Below are 22,450 nucleotides of genomic sequence, written 5' to 3' on the forward strand. Positions count from 1 at the left end.
CTGCATGTATAAACTCGGTAACCATATTACCGACTATGCACTATCTGCATGACAAGAATTAGAGTTACCGCAAGAATCACAGGCAGTTTTGTTTGTAACAATACTACTTTTCGCAGTCGCGGTAACTTCGAGAGGTCGGGTGACGATCTGGGCCGCAACCGCCAGCGCAATTTCACCCGGATGTTTGCCCTTTATCGCCGGCAATCCGATCGGGCAGATCAGCCGGCTGGTGTCGATTTTCTCCGCCGTCAGGCGACGGACAAAGCGCGCACGTTTGGTGGCCGATCCGATCAAGCCGACAAAAGCCGGACCAGGCCCCGCCAGCGCCGTTCGCACCAGCCGGTAATCCAGCGCATGATCATGGGTCATGACCAGGACATGGGTGAACCGGGCTTGCAATGTCACCTGCTCCTCCGGCTGGTCGCTGGCAAGGGCGGTTACATTGTCCGGCAGGGTGGTCGGGAACATGTCCGGGCGGTTATCCACCCAGACCACGCGGGCCGGCAGCGTGCCCAGGATGGTAACCAGCGCGCGGCCGACATGGCCGGCGCCGAACAGCAGCACCCGCAGCGGCGGCGGCAGGATCGGCTCCAGCATGACGCTGACCCGCCCGCCGCAACATTGCCCCAACGCGGGACCCAACGGCAGGGAATGTGTCTGCATCTCCCCCTCCCGCCGGTCCAGCATGGCGCGCGCCATCTCAATCGCGGTGAATTCCAACGCCCCGCCGCCGATGGTGCCATGCACGCTGTCCGCCCCCACCAGCATCTTGGTCCCCGCCGCACGGGGGGTGGAGCCTGCCGCCTCTGTCACCGTAACCAGCACGCACGCCTCCCCCCGCCGGTCGAAGCCGGCCAGGGCCTGTATCCAATCGCCGCCGCTCACGCCGTTCCCTCCGCCAAGGGGCCGGTTGCCTGCCGTTCCATCACCGCCATCAGCACCCGTTCCGGTGTCGCCGGCGCATCCAGTTGCACCGGCCCGCTGCCACCGGCAGCAGCCACCGCATCCTTCAATGCGTGCAGGACAGAAATTGCCAGCATCAGCGGCGGTTCCCCCACCGCCTTGGACCGATGGATCGTCTCCTCCCCATTGGGTTGGTCATAGAGCGTGACATTGAAATGGTCCGGCACGTCCCCGCAGCCGGGTATCTTATACGTAGAAGGGGCATGGGTGCGCAGATGACCCTGATCATCAAAGACCAGCTCTTCCATGGTCAGCCAGCCCATGCCCTGGATGAAACCACCCTCAATCTGGCCCTTGTCCAGGGCTGGGTTCAGCGAACGACCGCAATCATGCAGGATATCCACCGCCAGCAGCTTATGTTCCCCCGTCAGCGTGTCGATCACCACTTCTGACAAGGCCGCGCCATAGGCGAAGTAATAGAAGGGGCGACCGATCAGCGTCTCCTTATCCACGTCGATCTTGGGCGTGGCATAGAAACCGGTGGCAGACAGGGATATCCGCGCCAGATAGGCCTGACGGGCCAGATCGTCGAACGAAACCGTCTGCCCACCCGCCATGGCCATCCCGTCCACGAAACGGATATCCTTCGCCGCCACATCCCAGCGGTTGGCCAGGAAGGCGGCCAGCCGGTCCCGGATCGTGATGGCGGCATTATAGGCGGCCATGCCGTTAAGGTCGGTGCCGGCAGATGCCGCGGTGGCGGAGGTGTTGGGCACTTTATCCGTGCGCGTGGCGCTGATCCGCACCCGGTCCAGCCCAATGCCGAACGCATCGGCCACCACCTGCGCCACCTTGGTGTAAAGCCCCTGCCCCATCTCCGTACCGCCATGGTTCAGCAGCACAGACCCATCGGCATAAAGATGTACCAGCGCCCCACCCTGGTTCAGAAAAGACGTGGTGAAGGAGATACCGAATTTCACCGGTGTCAGTGCCAGCCCGCGCTTCAGCACCGGCGATGTGGCATTGAAGGCGGCGATGGCGGCCCGCCGCTCCGCATAGCGCGCTTCCGCCGCCAGCTTTTCAATGAGGGCGGGGGCGAGATTATCTTCCACCCGCATGCCATAAGGGGTCAGGTCACGCCCCGGCCCGCCATAAAGATTGACGCGCCGCACCGCCAGCGGGTCCAACCCCCGATGGCGGGCAATATCATCCATCACCTGTTCAATCCCCACCATCCCCTGCGGCCCGCCAAACCCCCGGAAGGCGGTGTTGGACACGGTATGGGTCTTGTAGCGGTAGGAAGTGATGCGGACGGAAGGAAGGAAATAGCAATTATCACTATGAAAGACGGCACGGTCATTGATGGCACCGGATAAATCCGTGGACATGCCACAGCGCGATTCCAGCGTGATGTCCAGCCCCAGGATATGGCCCTGATCATCGAAACCGACGCTGTAGCCGGTTTCGAAATCATGTCGCTTGCCGGTCATCACCATATCGTCATCGCGGTCCAGCCGCAGCTTGACTGGCCGACCCGTGCGGTCGGCCAGCAAGGCGGCGGCGGCGGCCACCAGACTGGCCTGGGTTTCCTTGCCGCCGAAGCCGCCACCCATGCGCCGCACCTCCACCACCACCGCATTGTCAGGGCGGCCCAGGGCGCGGGCGACCAGATGCTGCACTTCCGATGGATGCTGCGTGGAACAGAGCAGGTGCATATCCCCGCCCTCCCCCGGTATGGCCAGGCTGATCTGCCCTTCCAGATAGAAATGGTCCTGTCCGCCCATGGCGATATGGCCGGACAGGCGATAAGGGGCAGCGGCAATGGCAGCATCCGGGTCGCCCCGTTCCACCCGCTTGGGCGGCAGGATGTGGCTTTGCGCCGCCCGCGCTGCCGCGATGGTCACCAGGGGCGGCAACGGATCATATTTCACCTTGGCCAGCCGTGCCGCCGCCCGCGCCGCCTGCCGGCTGGTCGCCGCCACGGCGAACAGGCATTGGCCGGCATATTCCACCAGACTTTCGGCAAAGATCGGATCATCCGGTACCACGGGGCCGACATCATTCACCCCCGGCACATCCCCCGCCGCGATCACCGCCACCACGCCGGGATATGAGGCCACGGCAGACAGGTCCATGGACAGGATGCGGGCATGGGCATGGGCACTTTGCCCCAATGCCGCATGCAGGGTGCCAGCCGGTTCCGGCACATCATCAACATAGCGCGCCGTGCCCGTCACATGGGCCGCACCGCTTTCATGGCGGATATCGCGATGGGTGGCGGGAAAGGGCACCGGGTCGGGTGCGCGCAGGGGGCGGGCTGCACTCATACCTCACCTCCCGGCGCGAAATTTGTCACGCGCACCGCGCCCAGCGGCATCGTCTGCGCCAACTGGAATTTCACAATCAGGTTGCCGGCGACCGCCAGCCGATAGGCGGCACTGGCCCGCATATCGCTAAGCGGCTGGAAATCCTGTGCCAAAGCCGCCGCCGCATCGCGGGCGGTCTCCGCATCGAAGGGCCGGCCCGTCAAGGCTGCTTCCGCCGCCCGCGCCCGCTGCGGCGTGCCCGCCATGCCGCCAAAGGCCAGCCGGGCCGCCACCACCTTCCCCCCTGCCATATCCAGGCAGAAGCCGGCCATGACGGCGGAAATATCCTGATCGAAGCGTTTGGAAATCTTGTAGCAGGCAAACAGCCTGTCTGGCCGGGGCAAGGGCACACGGATCGCCTCGATAAACTCCCCCGCCGTCAGGGCCGTGCGCCGATAGGCCAGGAAAAAATCCTCCAGCGGCATTTCCCGCCTGTCATCGCCCCGGCGCAGGACAAGGCGGCTGCCCAGCGCGATCAGCACCGGCATGCTGTCCCCGATGGGGGAGCCATTGGCGATATTGCCCCCCAGCGTGGCCGAGTTGCGCACCTGGGCCGAGCCGTACCGCCGAAACAGTTCGGCCATTTCAGGATAAAGGCCCCCCAGCCTTTCAGCGGCGCGGGCCACGGTGACGGCGCTGCCAATGGTCAGCCGGCCATCGGCAGCATCCATCCGCTGTAGATCGGCAATACCGCCCACATGGATCAATAAACCCAGATCACGGAACTGCTTGGTCACCCACAGCCCGACATCGGTTCCCCCTGCCACCAGCCTTGCCTCAGGATGGCGCAGCAGAAGGGCCGCCAGATCATCGGCACTGGCTGGCAGCAGAACCTTCCCGTCCTTGATTTGGCCGGTTTCCCGCCGCTGAATGCTGCGCAGCAATTCTTCCGTTGCAGCCCCCTTTCCCACCGGTGCCGGATCAGCCCCCATACGGCAGGCCGCCTCAATGATGGGCCGGTAACCGGTACAGCGACAGAGATTACCGGCCAGGGCCGTGTCCACCCGCTGCCGCTCCACGGCCCCGCCTTCCGCCTGAAGTGCGAAAAGCGACATCACGATTCCCGGTGTGCAGAAGCCGCATTGGCTGCCATGGCAATCCACCATCGCCTGCTGCACCGGGTGCAGCGCGCCATCCGGCCCCGCCAGATCCTCCACCGTCACCAGTTCCTTCCCGTCCAGCGCGGACAGGAACAGGATGCAGGCATTAACGGCGCGATAGCGCAGCCGTCCCTCTTCCAGACCGCCCAGCACCACGGTGCAGGCACCGCAATCACCTTCGTTGCAGCCCTCCTTGGTGCCGCACAGGCCCCGATCCTCCCGCAGATGGTCAAGCAGGGTGCGTGTGGGCGGGAAGTCACCCAGATGCTGCACCTGCCCGCGATGGAGAAAACGGATCTGATCGGCCATGGGCGTCCGTATGTTCCAAAAGAAAGCATGGCAGAACAGGAAACGATCGCTGTCAAGCCGCTTTACAGAACAATGATGCAATGCAACATTTTTGTTCTCCATCCATCAGCGCAGGAATGACCGCATGGCCCTGTCCCCCGCCCCCGCCGGAACCGTCTCCCGTTTCGTCAATCAGGCGCGCCTGGCGCAAAGGCTGGCCGACATGGCCCGCATCGGGGCGACGGCCAAAGGTGGGGTCAACCGACAGGCTTTATCGGTGGAAGATGGGCAGGCCCGTGCCCTGCTGACCGGCTGGGCCGTGGCGCGGGGTTTTGATGTGGCAACCGATGGCATCGGCAATCTGTTCGTGCGCCGCGCCGGCAGCAACCCCGATGCCGCACCGGTCATGACCGGCAGCCATCTGGACAGCCAGCCGACCGGCGGGCGCTATGATGGGGTCTATGGCGTGCTGGCCGGGTTTGAGGTGCTGGAGGCGCTGGAGGATGCCGGCATCACCACCCGCCACCCGGTGGAGGTGGTGGCCTGGACGAATGAGGAAGGCTCCCGTTTCCAGCCCTATTGCATGGGGTCGGCCCTGTTCGCTGGCAAGATGGACCTGGAAATGGTGCTGGCCTGCACCGACCCCAAAGGGATCAGCGTGCGCGACGCGCTGGCTGAAACCCTGGCCCTGGCCCCGCCCATGCCGTCGCGCCCCTTCGGCACGCCAGCCGCCGCCTATGTGGAAGCCCATATTGAACAAGGCCCCCGCCTGGAAGCCGAAGGGCTGACCATCGGTGTGGTGCAGGGTATCCAGGGCAGCCGCTGGTTCCAGGTGGAGGTGACAGGTCAGGAAGCCCATGCCGGCACCACACCGCACGGCGCGCGCAAGGATGCGTTCCAGACGGCGCTGCGCATGGTCACTGCGCTGAACGATCTGATGCACGATCCGGACGATATTATCCGCTGCACTTTCGGCCGGTTCGAGGTTCTGCCCGGTTCCCCCAACACGGTGCCGGGCAAGGTGATCTTCACCATTGATTTCCGCCACCCCGATGCCGGCGTGGTGAAGGAGAAGGGCGACGCCATTGCCCCGCTGCTCCACTCCCTGGCCGCCCCCTGCACCGTGATGGTGAAGGAAACCTCCACCACCGCCCCGGTGGATTTCGATCCCCTGGTTGTGGAAGCGGTGCGCGATGCCGCCGGCTTGCTGGGATTGAGCCATCGGGACATGCCGTCGGGTGCCAATCACGACGCCAAATTCATGGCACCGCGCTGCCCCACCGGCATGATCTTCATCCCCTGCAAGGACGGGATCAGCCACAATGAGGTGGAATATGCCAGCCCCGAACATTGCCATGCCGGTGCCGCCGTGCTGGCGGAAACGCTGGTAAGGCTGGCGGTGTGACGGGTAGAGGCGGAGCAAAATCCATGACCCACAAAGACCACCCCGTCCTCGACATCCTGTCCGACCTGATCGCCATCCCCAGCACCTTCCCGCCGGGGGATACCAGTGCGATTGCCGATTATGCCGCCCACCGGCTGCGCGCCGCCGGCTATCAGGTGGAGGTGCTGGACCGCAACCGGCCGGAAATCGCCAATGTCGTGGCCCGGATGGGCCATGGCTCCCCCTCGCTGGTCTTCAACGCCCATGCCGATACGGTGGGCATTGGGGAGCGGGCCTTGTGGGAAACCGACCCGCTGGTCGCCACCCTGATTGACAACCGCGTCCATGGGCTGGGGGCCGGTAATTGCAAAGGCTCCATGGCGGCCCAGCTCTGGCTGGCGGAACAGGTGGCCCGGCGCGGCGGCCCCGTGAAAGGGGAAATCACCTTCACCTTTTGCGGGGACGAGGAAAATCTGGGGCCAGACGGTGCCTCTTTCCTGCGGGAGATCGGGGCCGTAAAGCCCGACATGCTGGTGGTCGGCACCCAGACGGAAAACCAGTTGATCACCGCCGAGCGCGGCGTGATGTGGGTGGAACTGACAGCGCGCGGCCAATCCGCCCATGCCGGCAACCCGGATGCGGGCGATAATGCCATCCTGCGCCTGATGCGTCTGGTCACGGTCCTGGATGCGGAAATGCGCACCCGGCTGGCGACCCGCAAGGTGGGGGAGCAGCAATCAACCCTGAATGTCGGCCTGTTCCGGGGCGGCGAGAACACCAATGTCGTCCCCAGCTTCGCGCGGGTGGAAATCGACCGCCGCCTGCTGCCGGAAGAAAAGGTGGAGGATGCGTTCAGGGAGATCGACGCCATCGTGCAGGCCCATCCGGAGGCGGAACATCTCTCCTGCCGTCTGTTGACGGGCACCAACGGCTTCCGCGCCCCGCATGACGGGCCGCTGGTCAGCGCCCTGGCCGCTGCCATCCAGCAGGTTACCGGCGCACCGGCCCGCTTCCTGAAGGATACCGGGGCCAGCGACGGGCGCTATTTCGCCGATGACGGAATCGAAATCGTCAATTTCGGCCCCGGTGCCGGCTGGCAAGGCCACCGCGCCAATGAATTCGTGCCGCTGGATGAACTTGTCGCCGCGACGGCCATCCTGGAAGGGCTGGTGGAGCGGGTGCTGGGGCTGGAGGGGGGCCTATGGTGACGGGGCATTGCCGCTACCGCTGGGCTAGAAACATCGTCTCGTGTTCACGTCAGCGTCTCTTCCACGATCCGCGGATTTCGGTCGAGCAGGGCCAGAAGGACGCGTGCGGGGCCCTCGGGCGTTCGGCGACCCTGCTCCCAGTTCCTCAACGTTCCCAACGACACCCCGATACGGCGGGAGAACATATCCTGGGACATGCCCGTCCGCCGGCGGACCGAGGCCACATCCACCGTGGCGGGCACATGTACCACCAGGCCAGGGACATCCTCCCCTCTGGCATGTGCAATCGCCTCCTGGAGTCCCTGCATGATACGGTCGGCGCTGCTGCTCATTTTCCATTCCTTTCGCGCCATTGTCTGGCGATAAGCGTCGTCAGGGACTTGAAGGCGGCGATCTCTGCGTCAGAGAAATTGGCCCTGTCCCCTTTCGACAAAAGAGCCAGGAGATAGACCGGCACATCAGGCCCGAAATAGGCGGCAATCGCCCGGTAACCACCGCTCCTGCCTTTGCCACGACCGGCTATGCGTATCTTCCTGACACCACCCGATCCCTGGATCTCGACACCTTGTTGCGGAGATGCGGCAACAAGATCAACGAAGCTCTTTCGCTCCACCTCGGGCATTCCAGCACTTGCGGCATCCCGGACAAATTGCGCTGTCTCGACGACAGTGTGGAGAGGGCTATACGTCATTGGCGCATGCACATCAATGACGTAGTTAGAGATGATCGACCGGTTTCATGTGCGTCCTATGATGACAGACGCGGAGGATGATCTTCTGGAGGCAGAAACTATCGATGTTCGTTCAATCAACCCGGCCCTGTGCAGCTCCGCGCCCTACGGCGGTAAGTGCATACTTTGTCGGGCCGCTGAGAGGCCGGAGAGCAATCCTCACGAAGCCACGACGCTCGAGGCTGGACATGACCTCACCGGCACAACCACAATCCGCGGCGCTACGGACCCGGTTTGGGATCAAGGCTTTCAATACCGTAAGTTCTTCATCGCTAACCATATCGTGGTCCCTCACCTTGTGGTCTGGATATGATCTTGTCACCGCCATTTTGTCAGCATCTACGAATTGCAGATCGCTTTTTATTTAAAGCGCACCAAATCGCGCTCAAAAGGCGGAAATCCCATTTATTTTAACGCGTAAAATATAATATTCTATATATTATACAGTAAAAGGGAATTATTCTCATCGCAAAGAGGGGGAATCTGAATGGAAGAGTGGCAAGCCGCATGGGGAATTTGGTTGAGCGGCAAGAAGGTTTACGATGAGTGTCCCTTATTTGGCCACACCGTGATTTGGTGGAATAGGGCGGGGCAGATGTTTCAGTTCCTGGCTGCGTTGATTGTGGTATTCGAAGTTATTGGGAAAGAAAAGTGCTTGGAGTACGGGAAGAAGTTTTTGTTCTTGGCTGGCGACGATTTTATTGACATTTGGAAGGGGATGGGCGTTGTCTCGTTTAATTGGTTCTATGGATCTTCGATTGTTTTAGTAATTTTAGGCGGCTTAATCATAAATATTTTTGGAAAAGATTCAGTTGCAGCTTCTGTCGTGAAAGTTATTTTTTATGTATTTGTTTTGCCTGGATTTATTGGATTGTTTATATTTGTAATTATGATTCCTATATCTATATTTCTTGTGGCTATTGGATACGTAATGAGTCGAAAAACAAGCGATAAAATATTCAAAATAATTGGCATTATATTGGCTTTATTAGGATTTCATTTCACCTTGCTAGCCTCATAGACGGTCACGACACAGGCCGCCCCAAATGCCGTGACCGCCCCCGCCGTGGTCATGGTTGTCGCATCACCCAGTGACCTCAGCGTCGCCCAGGCGTCCCGGATTGTGAGTGCAGCCCTACCCGTGCGCCCGCGCCGACCGATCGGAGGGGGCTAATAGGGGATAGTCTGACATCTCGGCTTCCTCACCTTGTGGTCAGACCGGCGTCAAAGTAGCCGATATAGAGTGGCTGCCCCGCCATGAAAGGATTTTCCCACATCGACCGCGCATTGCCCAAGTGCGGCCCCTTGTCCGTGAACACGAAATAGGGATTTCCCGGGAATATCGCCAGAACAGTGGCTGGATCTGAGAGGGGCACTTCGCGCTCGTGACCGCGCCGCCCGCTTGTTCCCTTGCCGTGAAGCTGTTGGCCGACCGTAGCGGTCCATATGTCGCCGTTGTGCTGAAATATGATGGAAGAAATGCGCTGACCATGCACAGGCACGGGCGAACGCACCATCTCTGACATCTTCACATAGAGAGCTTCTTGCTCATCTGGCGTCCGACCAGGAATGTGGAATGACGCTGCCATGTCGGCGCTCCTCACTTTGTGGTCCTATGGTGACACCCTGTGCCACGTTTCACAAACTGGAACGTGGCCCAAGATAAGCCCCGGCCTGTCGCCGCCTGTGACACGTTTCACAGATGCAGCTTCCGGGCCTGGCACGGGCGGGGTAGCTTCGTGACGGATATGCAGCGCACGTGCAGGCATCAGCTATTGCAGGCATTAGCGATCAAAGCGAAGACGTCTATGATCTCGTGGACTTCACCGCCTTCGTCTCCGGTGGTCACGCTGCGTTCACGGAGTTCGGGCGCCGACATCATCGGCATCACGAACGCGCAGATGATCTCTTTGGCCTTATTCTTCCTGATGGGGATACTCTGCTGCTGGTGGTTGACGGGAAACATCTTGAAGTCGCCATTATGTATCCGTTTCAGGACGTGGTTGTCGAACTCAGCTTCCATGTCGCAATAGTCCAGGTCCGCCACCACTTTGGCAAAATCGACAATACCATTCGTTGCTCGGCCGATAGCAGCGGGATGCAGGTAGTTCTCGATCTCCCGCTTCTTTAGGACGACCACCTGCCCGCTTCCTTGTTTCCGGATCGTTTCAGCGAGTTTGAGGGTCGCCTCCTTGACCGGGCCAATGGCGGTGGTCTTATCGGAATCGACGATGTAGATTTGGGGGATGTTCAAGGCATCCAGGTAACGCCGCTCAACCCATGCGTGAAGCGCGCTACCGCCGCCCGAAACCCAAAAAATCTTGGACAGGTCGAAACCAAAGGGCAACTCCCCCGCAGTGTCAAGTACCTTGGCCAGTGAGCGGAGAGCGCTTTCGTCGGTATACCCCTCCACGCAAACTGCGACCCTTGGAAAGTTTGGGTCCTCCCGCCCTTGACGTATCGCAGTGGGAAACACACCAAGCGCTTCGGCCGCCTCCCCCAACACATCATCCGTCCCTGAACGAACCCGGGGAAGCCCAGTCGCCGCATAGGTGTCCACGAAGCGGATACTGTCCACGGGCACAAGACCGGCGAGGGCGGGAACATGGGTGGTAAGAATCACTTGGTCGCCTGCGTCCGCGAGGGCTATCAGAGCCTCAATGATCCTGCGCTGATTGTCGGGATGCTGGGATGTTTCCGGCTCTTCAACAGCGTAGATGATCGGTGTAGCCGCGCCCTGAGCCTTTTCTCGTTCAGTTCGCTTGCGTCCGGCCTCAGCCTGAAAGAATGACATCAGTACCAGCCGTCGCACACCAGATCCTCTCTTATTGAGGGGGACGTCGTCGTCGCTGGCGAGATCCAATTTGAACACGCCGTCCCAATTCGGCTTGCGAAAACGTGGCGTAAGGGTGGAGGCCAGTTCGGGATAGCTCGCCCTCAGTTGCTCAAGGGTGCGGGTCGCCGTCTCTTCGGCAACGGTTTCGATCCTCTTGGCGATCCCCTCAAGTTCGTCTTCGATATCCGACATCGCCCGCCGGATGGCTAGCTTCATCGGATCCTGCACTTCTTTATCCTGGTCGCTGTTTACACGGTCGGATTTGAACAGAGCATATGAGGGCAGGTGGCGTTCCAAGGCAGCCCAGATGGACTTGGCGTCATCTGTCCCCGCGAGGGCGACTTCTCGCTCCTCCAGCTTAAGCCCCCCGTTGCCCTTGCAGTGTTCGTAAATCGCAGCTCGCATTGAGGGGTTCTCGGTCTGGTCGCAGTTTCCCTCCAGGCCCAACTCCTTCACGAGTTTCTTAAGGTCGGTCTGCTTCTTACCCAACAGCCCTTCGGCCTTCTCCGCAGTCGGGGCATTGGCGAATGCTGCGACAGTCGGCGCCTTCGGCTTCGTTCCCGAAAGATCCCAGCTCTTGCGGATTTCCAACTTGTCGTCCGCCCGCAGCAAGTGCTCCGCCTTAAAGGAGGTGATAGCCCCACGATCAAGGATGATCTCCTCAGGCAGTCCCGAAAACACACATGTTACGGTGGCCGTCCCGCTGCCGCCGACTGTAGCGTCGCCGATGTCGATAGTACCGTTGAAGAATGCGTCAAGGGCTTCGAGGGCCGTCGACTTGCCAATGTCGTTCCGTCCGATCAGGGCGGTGAGCTGCGAAATCGGGATGCGGACGGTCTCGCGGTAGCGACGAAAACCGCTGATAGCGACTTCTTCGAGTTTCATGTCTCCACGCCCTGCGTTATCGGTTGCGCTGACCCGCCCAACATAGCGCAAAGGACGTGTATTCTGAACCTTGGGATGGTGAATAGTGCGAGAAATTATAGTAGCTTGTGATCGGCCCGACGCCCCCCGGCTTCCTCCTTCCCGTTTTAACGGCCCGCTCCCTCGAAGCAATCCAGAGGGCTGCAAATGGTGGCTCGCTTGCAGGCGCCCGAACCCGGCAAGCTGTCCGCCACCCCCCCACACTACAGCACCTCCCCCTCAACATTCCGGCAGGTTGACGGCCAGCCCGCCAAGCGACGTTTCCTTGTAGCGTTCGCTCATATCCGCCCCGGTCCGGCGCATTGTCTCGATCACCCGGTCCAGGGAGACATGGTGCGTGCCATCGCCCATCAGGGCCAGCCGCGCCGCGTCGATGGCTTTGATGGCCCCCATGGCGTTGCGTTCGATACAGGGGATTTGCACCAGCCCTTTGATCGGGTCGCAGGTCAGGCCCAGATTATGCTCCATGCCGATCTCGGCGGCATTTTCGATCTGGGCATTATTGCCACCCTGGGCCGCAACCAGACCGCCCGCCGCCATGGAACAGGCCACGCCCACTTCGCCCTGGCACCCCACCTCCGCAGCGGAGATGGAGGCGTTGCGCTTGTAAAGCCCGCCAATGGCCGCCGCCGTCAGCAAGAAGGTATGCCGCCCCTGGCGGGTGCCGCCGCAGAACCGGTCATAATAACGCAAGACCGCCGGCACGATGCCCGCTGCCCCATTGGTCGGGCTGGTCACCACCTTGCCGCCGGCGGCATTCTCCTCATTCACGGCCAGAGCCCAGAGGTTGATCCAGTCCAGCGCCGACAAGGGATCGGTCAGCATCCGTTCCTGTTTGGCCTGCAACTCGGCCAAAAGCCGGGCGGCACGGCGTCGGACATTCAAGCCACCGGGCAGGATGCCGGTCTGCCGGCTGCCGCGTTCGATGCAGGCATCCATGGCCGCCCAGATCCGGTCCAGCCCGTCCCGCACCTCGGCTGGGGAGCGCAGGGCGCATTCATTCTCCATCACCAGTTCGGCAATGGTCAGCCCCTTCTCCGCCGCCAGCTTCAGCAACTCATCCGCCGTGGCATATTGATAGGGCATGGCCGGGCCGGCCTCGGCGGGCTGGTTGGCCCGCGCCTCATCCTCATCCACCACGAAACCGCCGCCAACGGAGAAGAAGGTGCGCTGGGCCAGCATCTCCCCGTCCGCATCATAGGCGGTGAACAGGATGCCATTGGGATGGTAGGCCAGCCGTTCGCTCCCCAACCACAGGATATCCCGTTCCGGTTGGAAGCTGATGGGATGGCGACCGGCCAGCATCATCGCTGCCCCGCCTTCGATCCCCGCTACCAGCAGGTCCGACGCATCGGGATCGACATCGGCGGGCAGGAAACCGGCCAGACCGATCATCGCCGCGCGGTCGGTGGCATGGCCTTTCCCGGTCAAAGCAAGCGACGCATAAAGCGCCACGGTCACGCGGCTTGTCCGCTGCAACAGCCCCTGTACGGCCAGCCGGTCGGCAAAGCGCCATGCCGCCGTCATCGGCCCCATCGTATGGGAGCTGGAGGGACCGACACCGATCTTGAACAGATCGAACACACTGACGGTCATTTCATTCCACCCTTCTTGGGTATTCTTAAGGGCCCGTTGACCGGGCTTGGCATATGGATTGCGAAACGGGCGCAAGCACCCGCTTCCGCCCGCCTCTTAGCATGGGTGGCTATCAGCCGTCACCGCCTGTCGGACAGGCGAGTGATGGTATGGTGGTGGGGAACGGAAGCGCCGCGCTTAGCTGAAACCGGCGCGCAGGCAATCATGCATCGTGATGATGCCAATGGGCTTGCCTTCGGCAGCAACGAACAGGTTGGTGATACCTTCCCGGTTCATCCGGGCCAGCGCCTCACCCACCAGCGCTTCGGGGCTGGTGGTCCGGGGACGGTTGCTCATCACGTCCGATGCTTTCAAGGAAAGGAGATCGGGCCGCATGTGGCGACGCAGATCGCCATCGGTAATGACGCCAACCAGATTTCCACCTTCATCCAGAATGCCGGCACAGCCCAGGCTTTTAGATGTGATCTCCAGCAGCACGTCGGACATGCTGGCATCACGGGAAGACAGCGGCAGCGCCTCGCCACTGCGCATCAGGTTATCAACCCGCATCAGGGTCTGGCCCAGACGGCCACCGGGGTGGAAATTGCGGAAATTATCAGCGGTGAAGCCGCGCCGCGTCATCAATGCCACCGCCAGCGCGTCGCCCAACGCCATCATCATGGTGGTGGAGGTGGTGGGCGCCATGCCCACGGCACAGGCTTCCGGCGCGCGCGGCACGATCAGCGGATGGGTGGACGCCTTGGCCAGCGCTGAATCCCCCCGGCTGGTCATGCCGACCAGGGGGATGTTCCAGCGACCGCAATAATGCAGCAGGTCGGAAAGCTCCTGCGTTTCGCCGGAATTGGAGAGCGCAATCACCAGATCATCCGGGCCGATCATACCCAGATCGCCATGGCTGGCCTCTGCCGGATGGATGAAATAGGCCGGCGTGCCGGTGGAAGCGAGCGTGGCGGCGATCTTGCGCGCGACATGGCCGCTTTTGCCGATACCAGCGACAAAGCTGCGGCCCCGGCGGGCCAGGATCATCTCCACCGCCTGATCAAACCGATCACCCAGGCTTTCCTGCAGCAGACGCAGACCTTCGATTTCCGCCGCGATGGCCTCCTGGCCAATGCGATGCGCCGGCTCCTGCATGCCCTGCCCCGTCATTCTTTGCAAAACCTCTTCCCATCGTGCCGGACCTGCCGGCACCTATCCATGGCCGCTTATATGGGACCGGATTGGAATTTCCACCAGCTTCCGTTCAGCCCCCCTGATGTGCCGCGCAGAGACGGCGGAAAAAAGGCGGCGAACAGAATGAATGGTTGAAGATGGCAGGCCGCTTGATCGGGAACGCTGTTCCATGCACCCTTGATCGCCCACCCCACCGGATATCACGGACCGTCACGGTAGCTGGAATGAATCATCGTCAGATTCTCGACCTCGCCCTTCGCGACCTGCCGGCCGACCGGGCCATCTATCTGTCCAAGGTGGCCGACGCGCTGGCCCAGCATGCCGGGATGGATGAACGCACCCACCTGACCTTTCCCGTTCTGGCCGCCGCCGCAGCGGGCATAGAACCGGTACTGGAACCAGCAGAATGCGCCGATCAAGTCGTCCGCTTCATGAACCAGCATGCCGAGGGCGTGGCCCATACCCTCTATTCCGCCGCCTATCTGCACAGTCCCGCCAAAGCCATGGCGCCTTGGGCCGCCAAGCTGAAAGCGGCCATCGCAATAGCGATCATGGACCAACTGTCCAGCGGCCAACTGGAATTCACGGAGCGGAAGGTCTGGCGCTTCCGCTCCGACAGCCGCACGCCCCCCGGCGCCTTCCCCTATGCGGATGCGGAGGAGGAGTGAGAGCATCGCCTCATCTCAATGATTGCCCCCCCGGCAAATTTTTCCGCCCGCCAAGCTGTTGCCCGACCATACTGCCGGGCAATAATTGCAGCCCCCTGCCGGGAAAATCGGGGTGCGGTTACGATCTGACGACAGCAACCGCACCCCAGTTGGTGCTTTCGCCCTGAACCGAAAAGTGGGCCCGGCAGCACAAAACCGGCCAATGCCGAGGGAGTGATCCCCCGACCCGGCACCAATCCGCAAGGGAACCGGCACCGGAAACAGAAAAGGCGAAGGACACGCCGCTTTCCCTTGGGGCGGTCGCCAGCAGGAATTGGTATAATCACCCACCCCTGCCGGTCGGCAAAACGGTATGCCCTTCCAATCCGGTTCCAAGCAAGAACCGGGCCGAAAACATCGGCACGTCAAGTCGGGGGCTTTAAGCGCCTGCAGGCAGCCAATGAGGGGAACCCTTTGCAATTCGCAAAAACAGTTCTGGAGATCAACAGATTGTTGCCTTTTGCAATGCCGCGTGAAAATATATGGTCATGAGCAACGCCCCGCGCATCCTGATCGTTGAACCGGCGCCGTCGCTGGCGCTGGCGTATGTCAACGCCCTGAAACGCGATGGATATGACCTGTCCGTCGTGGAGAATGCGCGGGCTGCCCGGCAGGCGCTGGGAAGCGATCTGGCTGATCTGATCCTCGTTAACCTGCAATTACCCGACCACCCCGGCACGGAACTGGTGCGCGACCTGATAAATGCCGGCCAGGCGGAGCGCGCCATCGCCCTGACGGCGCAGGGGTCGGTACAGGTAGCGGTGGAAGCGATGCGCGCGGGGGTCAGCGATGTCCTTCTGCTGCCCGTTGGCACAGATCGATTGCGCAGTGCCGTCAGTGCCGCGCTGGCAACCGCCAGTGCCGCGGCCAGCAGCGCTGCATCCCCCCGTAAACGGCGGGGGGCCAAGGCGGCGGTTGCGGAGCCTGCGGTCGGAGATGGCAGCTCCTTCTACGGCTTCATTGGCGCGTCCCCACCCATGAAGGCTGCCTACCGGCTGATTGAGGCGGCAGCCCCTTCCAAGGCCACCGTCTTCATTACCGGGGAGAGCGGTACCGGCAAGGAAGTCTGTGCTGAGGCCATCCACCGCCGCAGCCCGCGCGGGGGCGGACCTTTCATCGCCGTCAACTGCGCCGCCATCCCCAAGGATTTGATGGAATCGGAGATTTTCGGCCATGTGAAAGGGGCTTTCACGGGCGCGACATCCGATCATGCCGGCGCAGCCCTGCAGGCCGATGGCGGCACCCTGTTCCTGGATGAGATCGGGGAGATGGACCTGTCCCTGCAGGCCAAGCTGCTGCGTTTCCTGCAGACCGGCATGGTCAAGAAGGTGGGGTCGGAGAAGCTGGAACCGGTGGATGTGCGCATCGTCTGCGCCACCAACCGCGACCCTTATGCCGAAGTGCAGGCCGGCCGTTTCCGCGAAGATCTTTTCTATCGCCTGCAGGTAATCTCCATCGAACTGCCCCCCTTGCGGGAACGGGGGGAGGATGTGCTGCTGATCGCACGGCATTTCCTGACCCGGTACGGTCGGGAAGAGAGCAAGGCATTCAAGGGTTTCAGCCCTGAAGCAGAAGAAATTCTGCGCACCTATGGCTGGCCCGGCAATGTACGCCAGTTGCTGAATGTCGTGCGCAATGTGGTGGTGCTGAATGAGGGGGAGGAGATCCAGCCCTTCATGCTGCCCCCGCCCCTGAACAAGCCAACCATGATCGTCCCGCCTTTATTGCAGGACCCGCGCTGGGCTTCCATGGTGGGGCCGCTGGCCGGGCCGATGGGGCTGGCGGGCCCCGGCGGCAATCCCTTTGCCGCGTTGGGCCTGCCCGGCACGCCGGTGACTGTGCCGGGGGCAGGAGCACCGCCACCGCAGACGCCGCCAGGGCCGACACAAACAGCCATATCCCAACCCCCTCTTCCTCCCCCCCCTCTTCCTTCCAATGATCCGGAACGACAGATCCGGCCGCTTTGGATGGTGGAAGAAGAGGCGATTGAAAATGCGATCCAGTTGTGCGGCGGCAATATCACCCGCGCTGCCGTCCTGTTGGAAATCAATCCCTGCACCATCTATCGTCGTCGCCAGAAGAAACGGGCGGGTTGAGCCCGGGGGTCAGAGAGCAGCCATGATCACCGAGATCCGGCACATCATCTTTTCCAACGACGAACTGAAGCTCGTCTTCCAGTCCGTGCCGGTCGATGGATTCGACCGCAGCCGCCGGATCACCCGCATCCAGGTGGTGGAAGGGCCGCCCCCGTCCATCCGTATCCAGAGCGAGGCGGCCCAGCGACCGGGTCACTATGCCGAATTGGAGGTGGAGAGCTATCAGCTCGCCCGCCTGATCGTGGCCTATTGCCGGGAAAAGAAAATCCCTTTGCCCAAGGATGCGCTGAAGACCATCCACGCCCAGGGCGATGCGCTGTGCTTTTCCATCATGAGCACGCTGGGCTGAGCCGCTGATATATCCGTTCCCGCTGGTTCACGGCCGGGAACGGATGGGCTATGATGGCGATGCTTCATTATCGAAGGGAGGGGTCATGAGCGTTTCATCCACAGCCGGCTATGCCTCAGCCCTCAGCCTGCTGCAGACGCTTGGCAATGTGCAGGTGGAGCAGTTACGCCAGTCCGCTGACCAGATGCAGCAGACAACCCAGGCCCTCCAGACCGGCACAATGCCAGCCGCCACCGAAGGGCGCGGCCAGATCGTCGATCTGCTGGCCTGACCCCAGCGCAGCGCGGCTGGGTCCCCTGTCTTCGCAGGGTACTATCATCCCGCGCTACAACCCGTTATCCTGGCACGCATTTGGCGGTTCAGCCGACCGGACAGAGCATCCGGTGGCCGGGATGAGGGGACGTTGGCAATGAGCGATTTCGGTTCGGGCGGCGGCACGGCCAACCCGGTGCAGGCGGCGCGTGCGGCACTGGATGCCAGTGATTTCGCCGCCGCAGTGCCGCTGCTGCGGGAAGCCATCCTGGACGATCCCGGCGACGCGGCCCTGCGCGCCGATCTGGGTGTGGCCCTGGAATCGCTGGGCGATCTGGATGGGGCGACGCAAGCCTATGCCGCTGCCGCCGCGCTGGAGCCGGAAAACCCCATCTACCATTTCAACCAGGGTGCCGTGGCCCAGGCCCAGGGCCGCGCCCATGATGCCGCCACCCATTATGTGGATGCGCTGGAGCGGGAGCCGCTTTTTGCGGAAGCCTATTATAATCTGGGCACCCTGTTCTTTGAGATCGGGGAGTTCGAGATTGCCTGCGAGCATTACGGCAATGCCCTGAAAGCCAGGCCCGACTATGCCGAAGCCGCCAGCAATCTGGGGCTGGCCCTGCGCCGCCTGGGCCGGCAGGAGGAGGCGGTAATCCAGTTCCGCCACGCCCTGGCCCTGCGCCCCGATCTGGCACAGACCCATTCCAATCTCGCCGTCGTGCTGCTGGAGGTTGGAGAGTTCGACGAAGCGATCGCCTGCTATGGCCGGGCCTTGTCCTTCGAACCGACCAACCCCTCCATACATGTCAACCTGTCGTTGGCCTGGCGTGGACGTGGGCGCACCGATCTGGCTGCGGAATCGGTGCTGCGTGCGCTGGTTCTGGCCCCGGACCATGCGGCCGCACAGATTGAGCTTGGTTCCGTCGCGGCCGCCCTGGCCAAGGAAGGTAACGAAGCCGGCCTGCGCGATCTGCTGGATCGCTGGCGGCGCGTGGCCGGGGAGACACCCGTTCTCACCCACACGATGGCGGCCCTGGGGCTGGCGCCCGTCCCGGATCGGGCCGCCGATAATTACGTGGCCCAGATGTTCGACGCTTCTTCCAAGCGGTTCGACGAGATGATCGGCTCGCTTGGATATCAGGGACCAACCCTGATTGCCGGGGCCATGGCCCGCCATGCCGGCGAGGCCACGGGCGCGCTGGACGTGCTGGATGCCGGTTGCGGCACGGGCCTGTCCGGCACCGTCCTGCGTGATTATGCCCGGCAATTGATCGGTGTGGATTTGTCACTGGGCATGCTGCGTCAGGCTGACCGGCGTGGCATCTATGACCGGCTGGAGCAGGCGGAACTGGAAGCCTTCCTGATCGCCTGCCCGGATAGTTTCGATGTTGCCGCGTTCGGTGATGTGCTGTGCTATTTCGGTGATGTGACCGCCCTTTTCCGCGCCGCCGCCGGCAGCCTGCACAAGGGGGGTCTGATCATCGGCACCGTAGAGGCGACAAGCGGCGAAGTTCCCTATCGCCTGGGTCCCAGCGGACGCTACGCCCACCAGCCAGCTTATATCCAGCAGACCTTGACCGAGGCCGGTTTCCAGATCCTGGAAATCACGCCATGTGTGCTGCGCCATGAAAGCGGCCAACCTGTTGAAGGGGTAATCGCCGTGGGCCGCCGCCTCTGACGAGAGGCCGGGGAAACCCCACTCATAAGGCTTGCCTTTCACTAAAACGGCGGGGCACTCTCCCGCCGCCTGACCTTTGCTGAATGCGGTTTCTATTCATGAGCAACGAGAATTTTGCCGCGCCCATCATTCCGGTGCTGCTGTCCGGCGGGTCAGGGTCCCGCCTCTGGCCTGTTTCCCGCGAGCGGTATCCCAAGCAGTTGCTGCCTTTGTGCGGCGACCAGACGATGATCCAGGAAACGGCATTGCGGGTTGGCCGGGACCATGGCTTTGCTGATCCGATCATTATCTGCAATCAGGAACATCGTTTCGCCATCGCCGAACAGATGATGCAGGCTGGCGTGCAGCCAACCCATCTGGTGCTGGAACCGTGCGGTCGTAATACGGCGCCGGCTGCCGCCATCGCCGCATTGCTGGCAAGGCGGGAACATCCGGATGCGATGGTTCTGCTATTGCCCGCTGATCATGCGATTTTGAATGCCGCCGCCTTTCATGAAGCGGTGATGGCGGGTGCACAAACGGCGGCGACAGGGATGCTGGTCACTTTCGGCATCCGTCCGACCAGCCCTGAAACCGGCTATGGCTATATCGAGAAGGGCGACGCGCTGTCCGACAAGGCTTTCCGCGTGCAGCAATTCGCGGAGAAACCTGCTCTTACCGTGGCTCAATCCTATGTAGCCGGTGGCCGTCATCTCTGGAACAGCGGCATGTTCCTGTTCCGGGCCCAAGATTTCCTGGAGGAGTTGGCGCGGCTGGCGCCGGAAGTTGCATATACGGCGGAAATTGCGCTGGAAGCGGCATCGCATGACCTGGACTTCCTGCGGCTTGAGAACAAGACCTTTGCCCAGGCACCCAATATCTCGCTTGATTTCGCGGTGATGGAAAAGACCGACCGCGCCGCCGTCGTGCCCTGTGATATCGGCTGGACGGATGTTGGTGCCTGGTCGGCCCTGTGGGACATCGCGCAAAAGGATGAGACGGGTAACGCCGTCAGCGGCGATGCGATCCTGGTCGATGCCCATGACAATCTGGTCCGCAGCGATGCCGGCCTGACCGCCCTGGTTGGCGTGGACAATCTGACCGTCGTGGTGACGGAGGATGCGGTCCTGGTGGCCAACCGCTCCCGCGTGCAGGAGGTGAAGGCCGTCGTGGACCGGCTGAAGCATGAAGGGCGGAAGGAACGGCTTGAACATCGCCGCACCTATCGCCCCTGGGGCTATGTTCACCGGTTGCATGACGGACCGGGTTTCCTGGTCAACCGGCTGACCATCCATCCCGGCCATAAGATTTCCCTACAACGCCACCAGCACCGCGCCGAACATTGGGTCGTGGTGCGAGGGGAAGCCCTGGTGACACTGGGGGACGAACAGCGCGTGCTGCATGTGAACGAATCCCTATTCATCCCCGCCGGCATCCCCCACCGGCTGGAGAATGCCGGCACCAGTGACCTCTGTCTGGTCGAAGTGCAGACCGGCGATTATCTGGGCGCCGATGATGTGGTCCGGATTGAAGACCATTACGGCCGTATTTGATAGCTCCCCCTTGTCCGGCCTGTCAGCGGGCCGGACATCAGCGGGCCGGACAAGGGCACCGACACGTCACCTCCCGAACAGGGCGCGATCCACGGCTTTGGCCATGGCGGCATAGCCGGCATCGCTGGGGTGCAGCTTGTCACCCACATCATAGGCCGGCAAAAGCTGTCCGGGCTTGGCAGGGTCGCGCATCGCCTCGTCTAAATCGACCACACCGTCAAAGCCCTCGTTCCGCCGTATCCAGGCATTCACCTCCTGCCGGATGGCTTCACCCTGCGGGGAATAATAGTTCGCCCCCTCATAAGGCATGATGGTGCCGATATGGATGCGCACGCCCTGGGCGTGGGCGCGGTCGCGTAATTGCGACAGGCCATGGATCAGTTCAGAAGCCGTTACCGCTTCAGGCGGGCGGCGGAAACCATTGCCGATATCATTGATGCCGATCAGCAGCACGATATCCGTCACCCCGGCCGGGGCCAGGGCATCACGATCGAAACGGGCCAGCAGGTTGGCGCCGGCATTGTCGCGCAGCAGACGGTTACCGGAAATGCCCTGGTTCAACACGACAAGGCGACCGGCATCGCCACCGCGCGCGGCCAGCAGGGTCGCCAGCTTGGCGGGATAAGTGCCAGCCGGCTTGGCATGGGTCACGTCGCCTTCCGTGATGCTGTCACCAATGGCGACCAGCACCGGCGCCGGGGCGGCTGCCTGCACCTCCACCGACGCCACCAGCGTCGGCGACCGCTTGGTTTCACCCACCAGCACCGGGGCCTGTGTCAAATCGCCAGGACCGGCAATGGTGACATTGGGACGATGGCCCGCCACGATGGCCGGGCCCGGATAATGGATGGAGATGGCCAGCCGGTCGCCCGCCGTCACCGGAATCGCCACCGGATCACTCAACAGCGGTGCCCCCGGCGGCAGCACGCCACCCACCTGCCCACCAAACAGTAGGGGGCGGTCCGTGCCGGGCCGGATGGTGCCATCCGCCCCCACCAGGGCCAGACGGGCGGCACCAAAGCGCACATCCTGCCGGCCCAATTCATTGGAAAGACGCAGGCGAACAGCCTTGCCGGCCACGGCAACCGGCAGGATATGGCGGACGGTCTGATTGTCGTAGGTCGCTGTATCTCCGCCCGGCAAGGGCGACAAGGCCCAGGCCGGAACCCAGCTTTCCTTGGCCGCAATAGCCACGGGTGCCGCGGCTGAACCTTTGCCGGCGTTCGGGGCGGCGCTGCATCCACCCAGCAACAAAAGACTGGCCAGGGCAGCGGCAATGCCACTCCGCAGGGTGCCGTTCACGCGCATGGTCTTTCCTTCCCCAT

Annotated in this window: 19 protein-coding genes; 9 read left to right on the forward strand and 10 right to left on the reverse strand. The window is 62.3% G+C overall.

Annotated features, from left to right (window positions below; genetic code table 11):
* Nucleotides 1–33 precede the first annotated feature (33 nt).
* Genes xdhC through xdhA form a run of 3 tightly spaced genes read right to left on the reverse strand, consistent with a single transcriptional unit; the run spans nucleotide 34 to nucleotide 4,678 of the window.
* The gene (gene xdhC, locus G473_RS28480; RefSeq protein WP_084438555.1) at nucleotides 34–885 is read right to left on the reverse strand and encodes a xanthine dehydrogenase accessory protein XdhC; all 852 of its coding nucleotides are present in this window, start codon (nucleotides 883–885) and stop codon (nucleotides 34–36) included.
* Complete coding sequence (gene xdhB / locus G473_RS0122820) at nucleotides 882–3,230, reverse strand: xanthine dehydrogenase molybdopterin binding subunit (RefSeq protein WP_084438557.1); 2,349 nt, start codon at nucleotides 3,228–3,230, stop codon at nucleotides 882–884. The genes xdhC and xdhB overlap by 4 nt, the downstream gene beginning before the upstream one ends.
* Complete coding sequence (gene xdhA / locus G473_RS0122825; protein WP_029015007.1) at nucleotides 3,227–4,678, reverse strand: xanthine dehydrogenase small subunit; 1,452 nt, start codon at nucleotides 4,676–4,678, stop codon at nucleotides 3,227–3,229. The genes xdhB and xdhA overlap by 4 nt, the downstream gene beginning before the upstream one ends.
* Before the next feature lie 124 nt (nucleotides 4,679–4,802).
* On the opposite strand from xdhA, the gene G473_RS0122830 reads away from it, so the two are divergent.
* Together G473_RS0122830 and G473_RS0122835 are read left to right on the forward strand one after the other, a co-directional pair.
* Nucleotides 4,803–6,062 (forward strand): Zn-dependent hydrolase, encoded by a 1,260-nt coding sequence (locus G473_RS0122830; RefSeq protein ID WP_029015008.1) that lies wholly within the window; start codon nucleotides 4,803–4,805, stop codon nucleotides 6,060–6,062.
* Between the two features lie 23 nt (nucleotides 6,063–6,085).
* Nucleotides 6,086–7,249 (forward strand): M20 family metallopeptidase, encoded by a 1,164-nt coding sequence (locus tag G473_RS0122835; RefSeq protein ID WP_029015009.1) that lies wholly within the window; start codon nucleotides 6,086–6,088, stop codon nucleotides 7,247–7,249.
* 44 nt (nucleotides 7,250–7,293) lie between these two features.
* Here G473_RS0122835 and G473_RS0122840 read toward each other — a convergent pair whose 3' ends face one another.
* Together G473_RS0122840 and G473_RS0122845 are read right to left on the reverse strand one after the other, a co-directional pair.
* Nucleotides 7,294–7,581: a helix-turn-helix domain-containing protein gene (locus G473_RS0122840; protein WP_029015010.1), complete on the reverse strand. Its 288-nt coding sequence runs from the start codon at nucleotides 7,579–7,581 to the stop codon at nucleotides 7,294–7,296.
* Nucleotides 7,578–7,871, reverse strand: coding sequence for a type II toxin-antitoxin system RelE/ParE family toxin (locus G473_RS0122845; RefSeq protein WP_210163386.1), 294 nt, complete (start codon nucleotides 7,869–7,871; stop codon nucleotides 7,578–7,580). Before G473_RS0122845 ends, G473_RS0122840 begins: the two co-directional genes overlap by 4 nt.
* A gap of 595 nt (nucleotides 7,872–8,466) precedes the next feature.
* On the opposite strand from G473_RS0122845, the gene G473_RS0122855 reads away from it, so the two are divergent.
* Nucleotides 8,467–9,000 carry a hypothetical protein gene (locus G473_RS0122855; protein WP_029015013.1) on the forward strand — a complete coding sequence of 178 codons (534 nt, stop codon included), beginning with the start codon at nucleotides 8,467–8,469 and terminating at the stop codon, nucleotides 8,998–9,000.
* Between the two features lie 181 nt (nucleotides 9,001–9,181).
* On the opposite strand, the gene G473_RS0122860 is transcribed toward G473_RS0122855, so the two are convergent.
* From G473_RS0122860 to G473_RS0122875, 4 genes are all read right to left on the reverse strand, one after another.
* Nucleotides 9,182–9,568, reverse strand: a complete 387-nt coding sequence (locus tag G473_RS0122860; RefSeq protein WP_029015014.1) for a hypothetical protein — start codon at nucleotides 9,566–9,568, stop codon at nucleotides 9,182–9,184.
* Between the two features lie 179 nt (nucleotides 9,569–9,747).
* Nucleotides 9,748–11,700, reverse strand: a complete 1,953-nt coding sequence (locus tag G473_RS28485; RefSeq protein WP_051330622.1) for an ATP-binding protein — start codon at nucleotides 11,698–11,700, stop codon at nucleotides 9,748–9,750.
* Nucleotides 11,701–11,958: 258 nt separating this feature from the next.
* Nucleotides 11,959–13,335, reverse strand: coding sequence for an L-serine ammonia-lyase (locus tag G473_RS0122870; RefSeq protein WP_029015015.1), 1,377 nt, complete (start codon nucleotides 13,333–13,335; stop codon nucleotides 11,959–11,961).
* A 177-nt stretch (nucleotides 13,336–13,512) separates the two neighbouring features.
* Nucleotides 13,513–14,484: a KpsF/GutQ family sugar-phosphate isomerase gene (locus tag G473_RS0122875; protein WP_245580285.1), complete on the reverse strand. Its 972-nt coding sequence runs from the start codon at nucleotides 14,482–14,484 to the stop codon at nucleotides 13,513–13,515.
* A gap of 248 nt (nucleotides 14,485–14,732) precedes the next feature.
* On the opposite strand from G473_RS0122875, the gene G473_RS0122880 reads away from it, so the two are divergent.
* From G473_RS0122880 to G473_RS0122905, 6 genes are all read left to right on the forward strand, one after another.
* Complete coding sequence (locus G473_RS0122880; RefSeq protein WP_029015017.1) at nucleotides 14,733–15,176, forward strand: hypothetical protein; 444 nt, start codon at nucleotides 14,733–14,735, stop codon at nucleotides 15,174–15,176.
* A gap of 527 nt (nucleotides 15,177–15,703) precedes the next feature.
* A complete protein-coding gene (locus G473_RS0122885) occupies nucleotides 15,704–17,311 on the forward strand; it encodes a sigma-54-dependent transcriptional regulator (RefSeq protein WP_084438559.1) in 1,608 nt (535 codons plus the stop codon).
* A gap of 22 nt (nucleotides 17,312–17,333) precedes the next feature.
* On the forward strand, nucleotides 17,334–17,660 hold the full coding sequence (locus G473_RS0122890) for a hypothetical protein (protein WP_029015019.1): 327 nt from the start codon (nucleotides 17,334–17,336) through the stop codon (nucleotides 17,658–17,660).
* Between the two features lie 85 nt (nucleotides 17,661–17,745).
* Entirely contained in the window at nucleotides 17,746–17,931 is a 186-nt protein-coding gene (locus tag G473_RS0122895) for a hypothetical protein (RefSeq protein WP_029015020.1), read from the forward strand.
* 138 nt (nucleotides 17,932–18,069) lie between these two features.
* Nucleotides 18,070–19,593, forward strand: coding sequence for a tetratricopeptide repeat protein (locus G473_RS28490; protein WP_051330623.1), 1,524 nt, complete (start codon nucleotides 18,070–18,072; stop codon nucleotides 19,591–19,593).
* Nucleotides 19,594–19,691: 98 nt separating this feature from the next.
* Nucleotides 19,692–21,125 carry a mannose-1-phosphate guanylyltransferase/mannose-6-phosphate isomerase gene (locus tag G473_RS0122905; RefSeq protein ID WP_029015021.1) on the forward strand — a complete coding sequence of 478 codons (1,434 nt, stop codon included), beginning with the start codon at nucleotides 19,692–19,694 and terminating at the stop codon, nucleotides 21,123–21,125.
* Nucleotides 21,126–21,191: 66 nt separating this feature from the next.
* On the opposite strand, the gene G473_RS0122910 is transcribed toward G473_RS0122905, so the two are convergent.
* Nucleotides 21,192–22,433, reverse strand: a complete 1,242-nt coding sequence (locus G473_RS0122910; protein WP_029015022.1) for an SGNH/GDSL hydrolase family protein — start codon at nucleotides 22,431–22,433, stop codon at nucleotides 21,192–21,194.
* Nucleotides 22,434–22,450: the final 17 nt, after the last annotated feature.

Origin of the sequence: Niveispirillum irakense DSM 11586 (genome assembly GCF_000429645.1) — a bacterium.
GTDB classification, from domain to species: Bacteria; Pseudomonadota; Alphaproteobacteria; order Azospirillales; family Azospirillaceae; genus Niveispirillum; species Niveispirillum irakense.

What these genes read in the sequence shown, in the direction of transcription:
- xdhB (WP_084438557.1), bottom strand. Translation starts at nt 3,230, where the DNA reads ATGAGTGCAGCCCGCCCCCTGCGCGCACCCGACCCGGTGCCCTTTCCC.
- xdhA (WP_029015007.1), bottom strand. Translation starts at nt 4,678, where the DNA reads ATGGCCGATCAGATCCGTTTTCTCCATCGCGGGCAGGTGCAGCATCTG.
- G473_RS0122830 (WP_029015008.1), top strand. Translation starts at nt 4,803, where the DNA reads ATGGCCCTGTCCCCCGCCCCCGCCGGAACCGTCTCCCGTTTCGTCAAT.
- G473_RS0122835 (WP_029015009.1), top strand. Translation starts at nt 6,086, where the DNA reads ATGACCCACAAAGACCACCCCGTCCTCGACATCCTGTCCGACCTGATC.
- G473_RS0122840 (WP_029015010.1), bottom strand. Translation starts at nt 7,581, where the DNA reads ATGAGCAGCAGCGCCGACCGTATCATGCAGGGACTCCAGGAGGCGATT.
- G473_RS0122845 (WP_210163386.1), bottom strand. Translation starts at nt 7,871, where the DNA reads ATGCCCGAGGTGGAGCGAAAGAGCTTCGTTGATCTTGTTGCCGCATCT.
- G473_RS0122855 (WP_029015013.1), top strand. Translation starts at nt 8,467, where the DNA reads ATGGAAGAGTGGCAAGCCGCATGGGGAATTTGGTTGAGCGGCAAGAAG.
- G473_RS0122860 (WP_029015014.1), bottom strand. Translation starts at nt 9,568, where the DNA reads ATGGCAGCGTCATTCCACATTCCTGGTCGGACGCCAGATGAGCAAGAA.
- G473_RS28485 (WP_051330622.1), bottom strand. Translation starts at nt 11,700, where the DNA reads ATGAAACTCGAAGAAGTCGCTATCAGCGGTTTTCGTCGCTACCGCGAG.
- G473_RS0122870 (WP_029015015.1), bottom strand. Translation starts at nt 13,335, where the DNA reads ATGACCGTCAGTGTGTTCGATCTGTTCAAGATCGGTGTCGGTCCCTCC.
- G473_RS0122875 (WP_245580285.1), bottom strand. Translation starts at nt 14,484, where the DNA reads ATGACGGGGCAGGGCATGCAGGAGCCGGCGCATCGCATTGGCCAGGAG.
- G473_RS0122880 (WP_029015017.1), top strand. Translation starts at nt 14,733, where the DNA reads ATGAATCATCGTCAGATTCTCGACCTCGCCCTTCGCGACCTGCCGGCC.
- G473_RS0122885 (WP_084438559.1), top strand. Translation starts at nt 15,704, where the DNA reads ATGAGCAACGCCCCGCGCATCCTGATCGTTGAACCGGCGCCGTCGCTG.
- G473_RS0122890 (WP_029015019.1), top strand. Translation starts at nt 17,334, where the DNA reads ATGATCACCGAGATCCGGCACATCATCTTTTCCAACGACGAACTGAAG.
- G473_RS0122895 (WP_029015020.1), top strand. Translation starts at nt 17,746, where the DNA reads ATGAGCGTTTCATCCACAGCCGGCTATGCCTCAGCCCTCAGCCTGCTG.
- G473_RS28490 (WP_051330623.1), top strand. Translation starts at nt 18,070, where the DNA reads ATGAGCGATTTCGGTTCGGGCGGCGGCACGGCCAACCCGGTGCAGGCG.
- G473_RS0122905 (WP_029015021.1), top strand. Translation starts at nt 19,692, where the DNA reads ATGAGCAACGAGAATTTTGCCGCGCCCATCATTCCGGTGCTGCTGTCC.
- G473_RS0122910 (WP_029015022.1), bottom strand. Translation starts at nt 22,433, where the DNA reads ATGCGCGTGAACGGCACCCTGCGGAGTGGCATTGCCGCTGCCCTGGCC.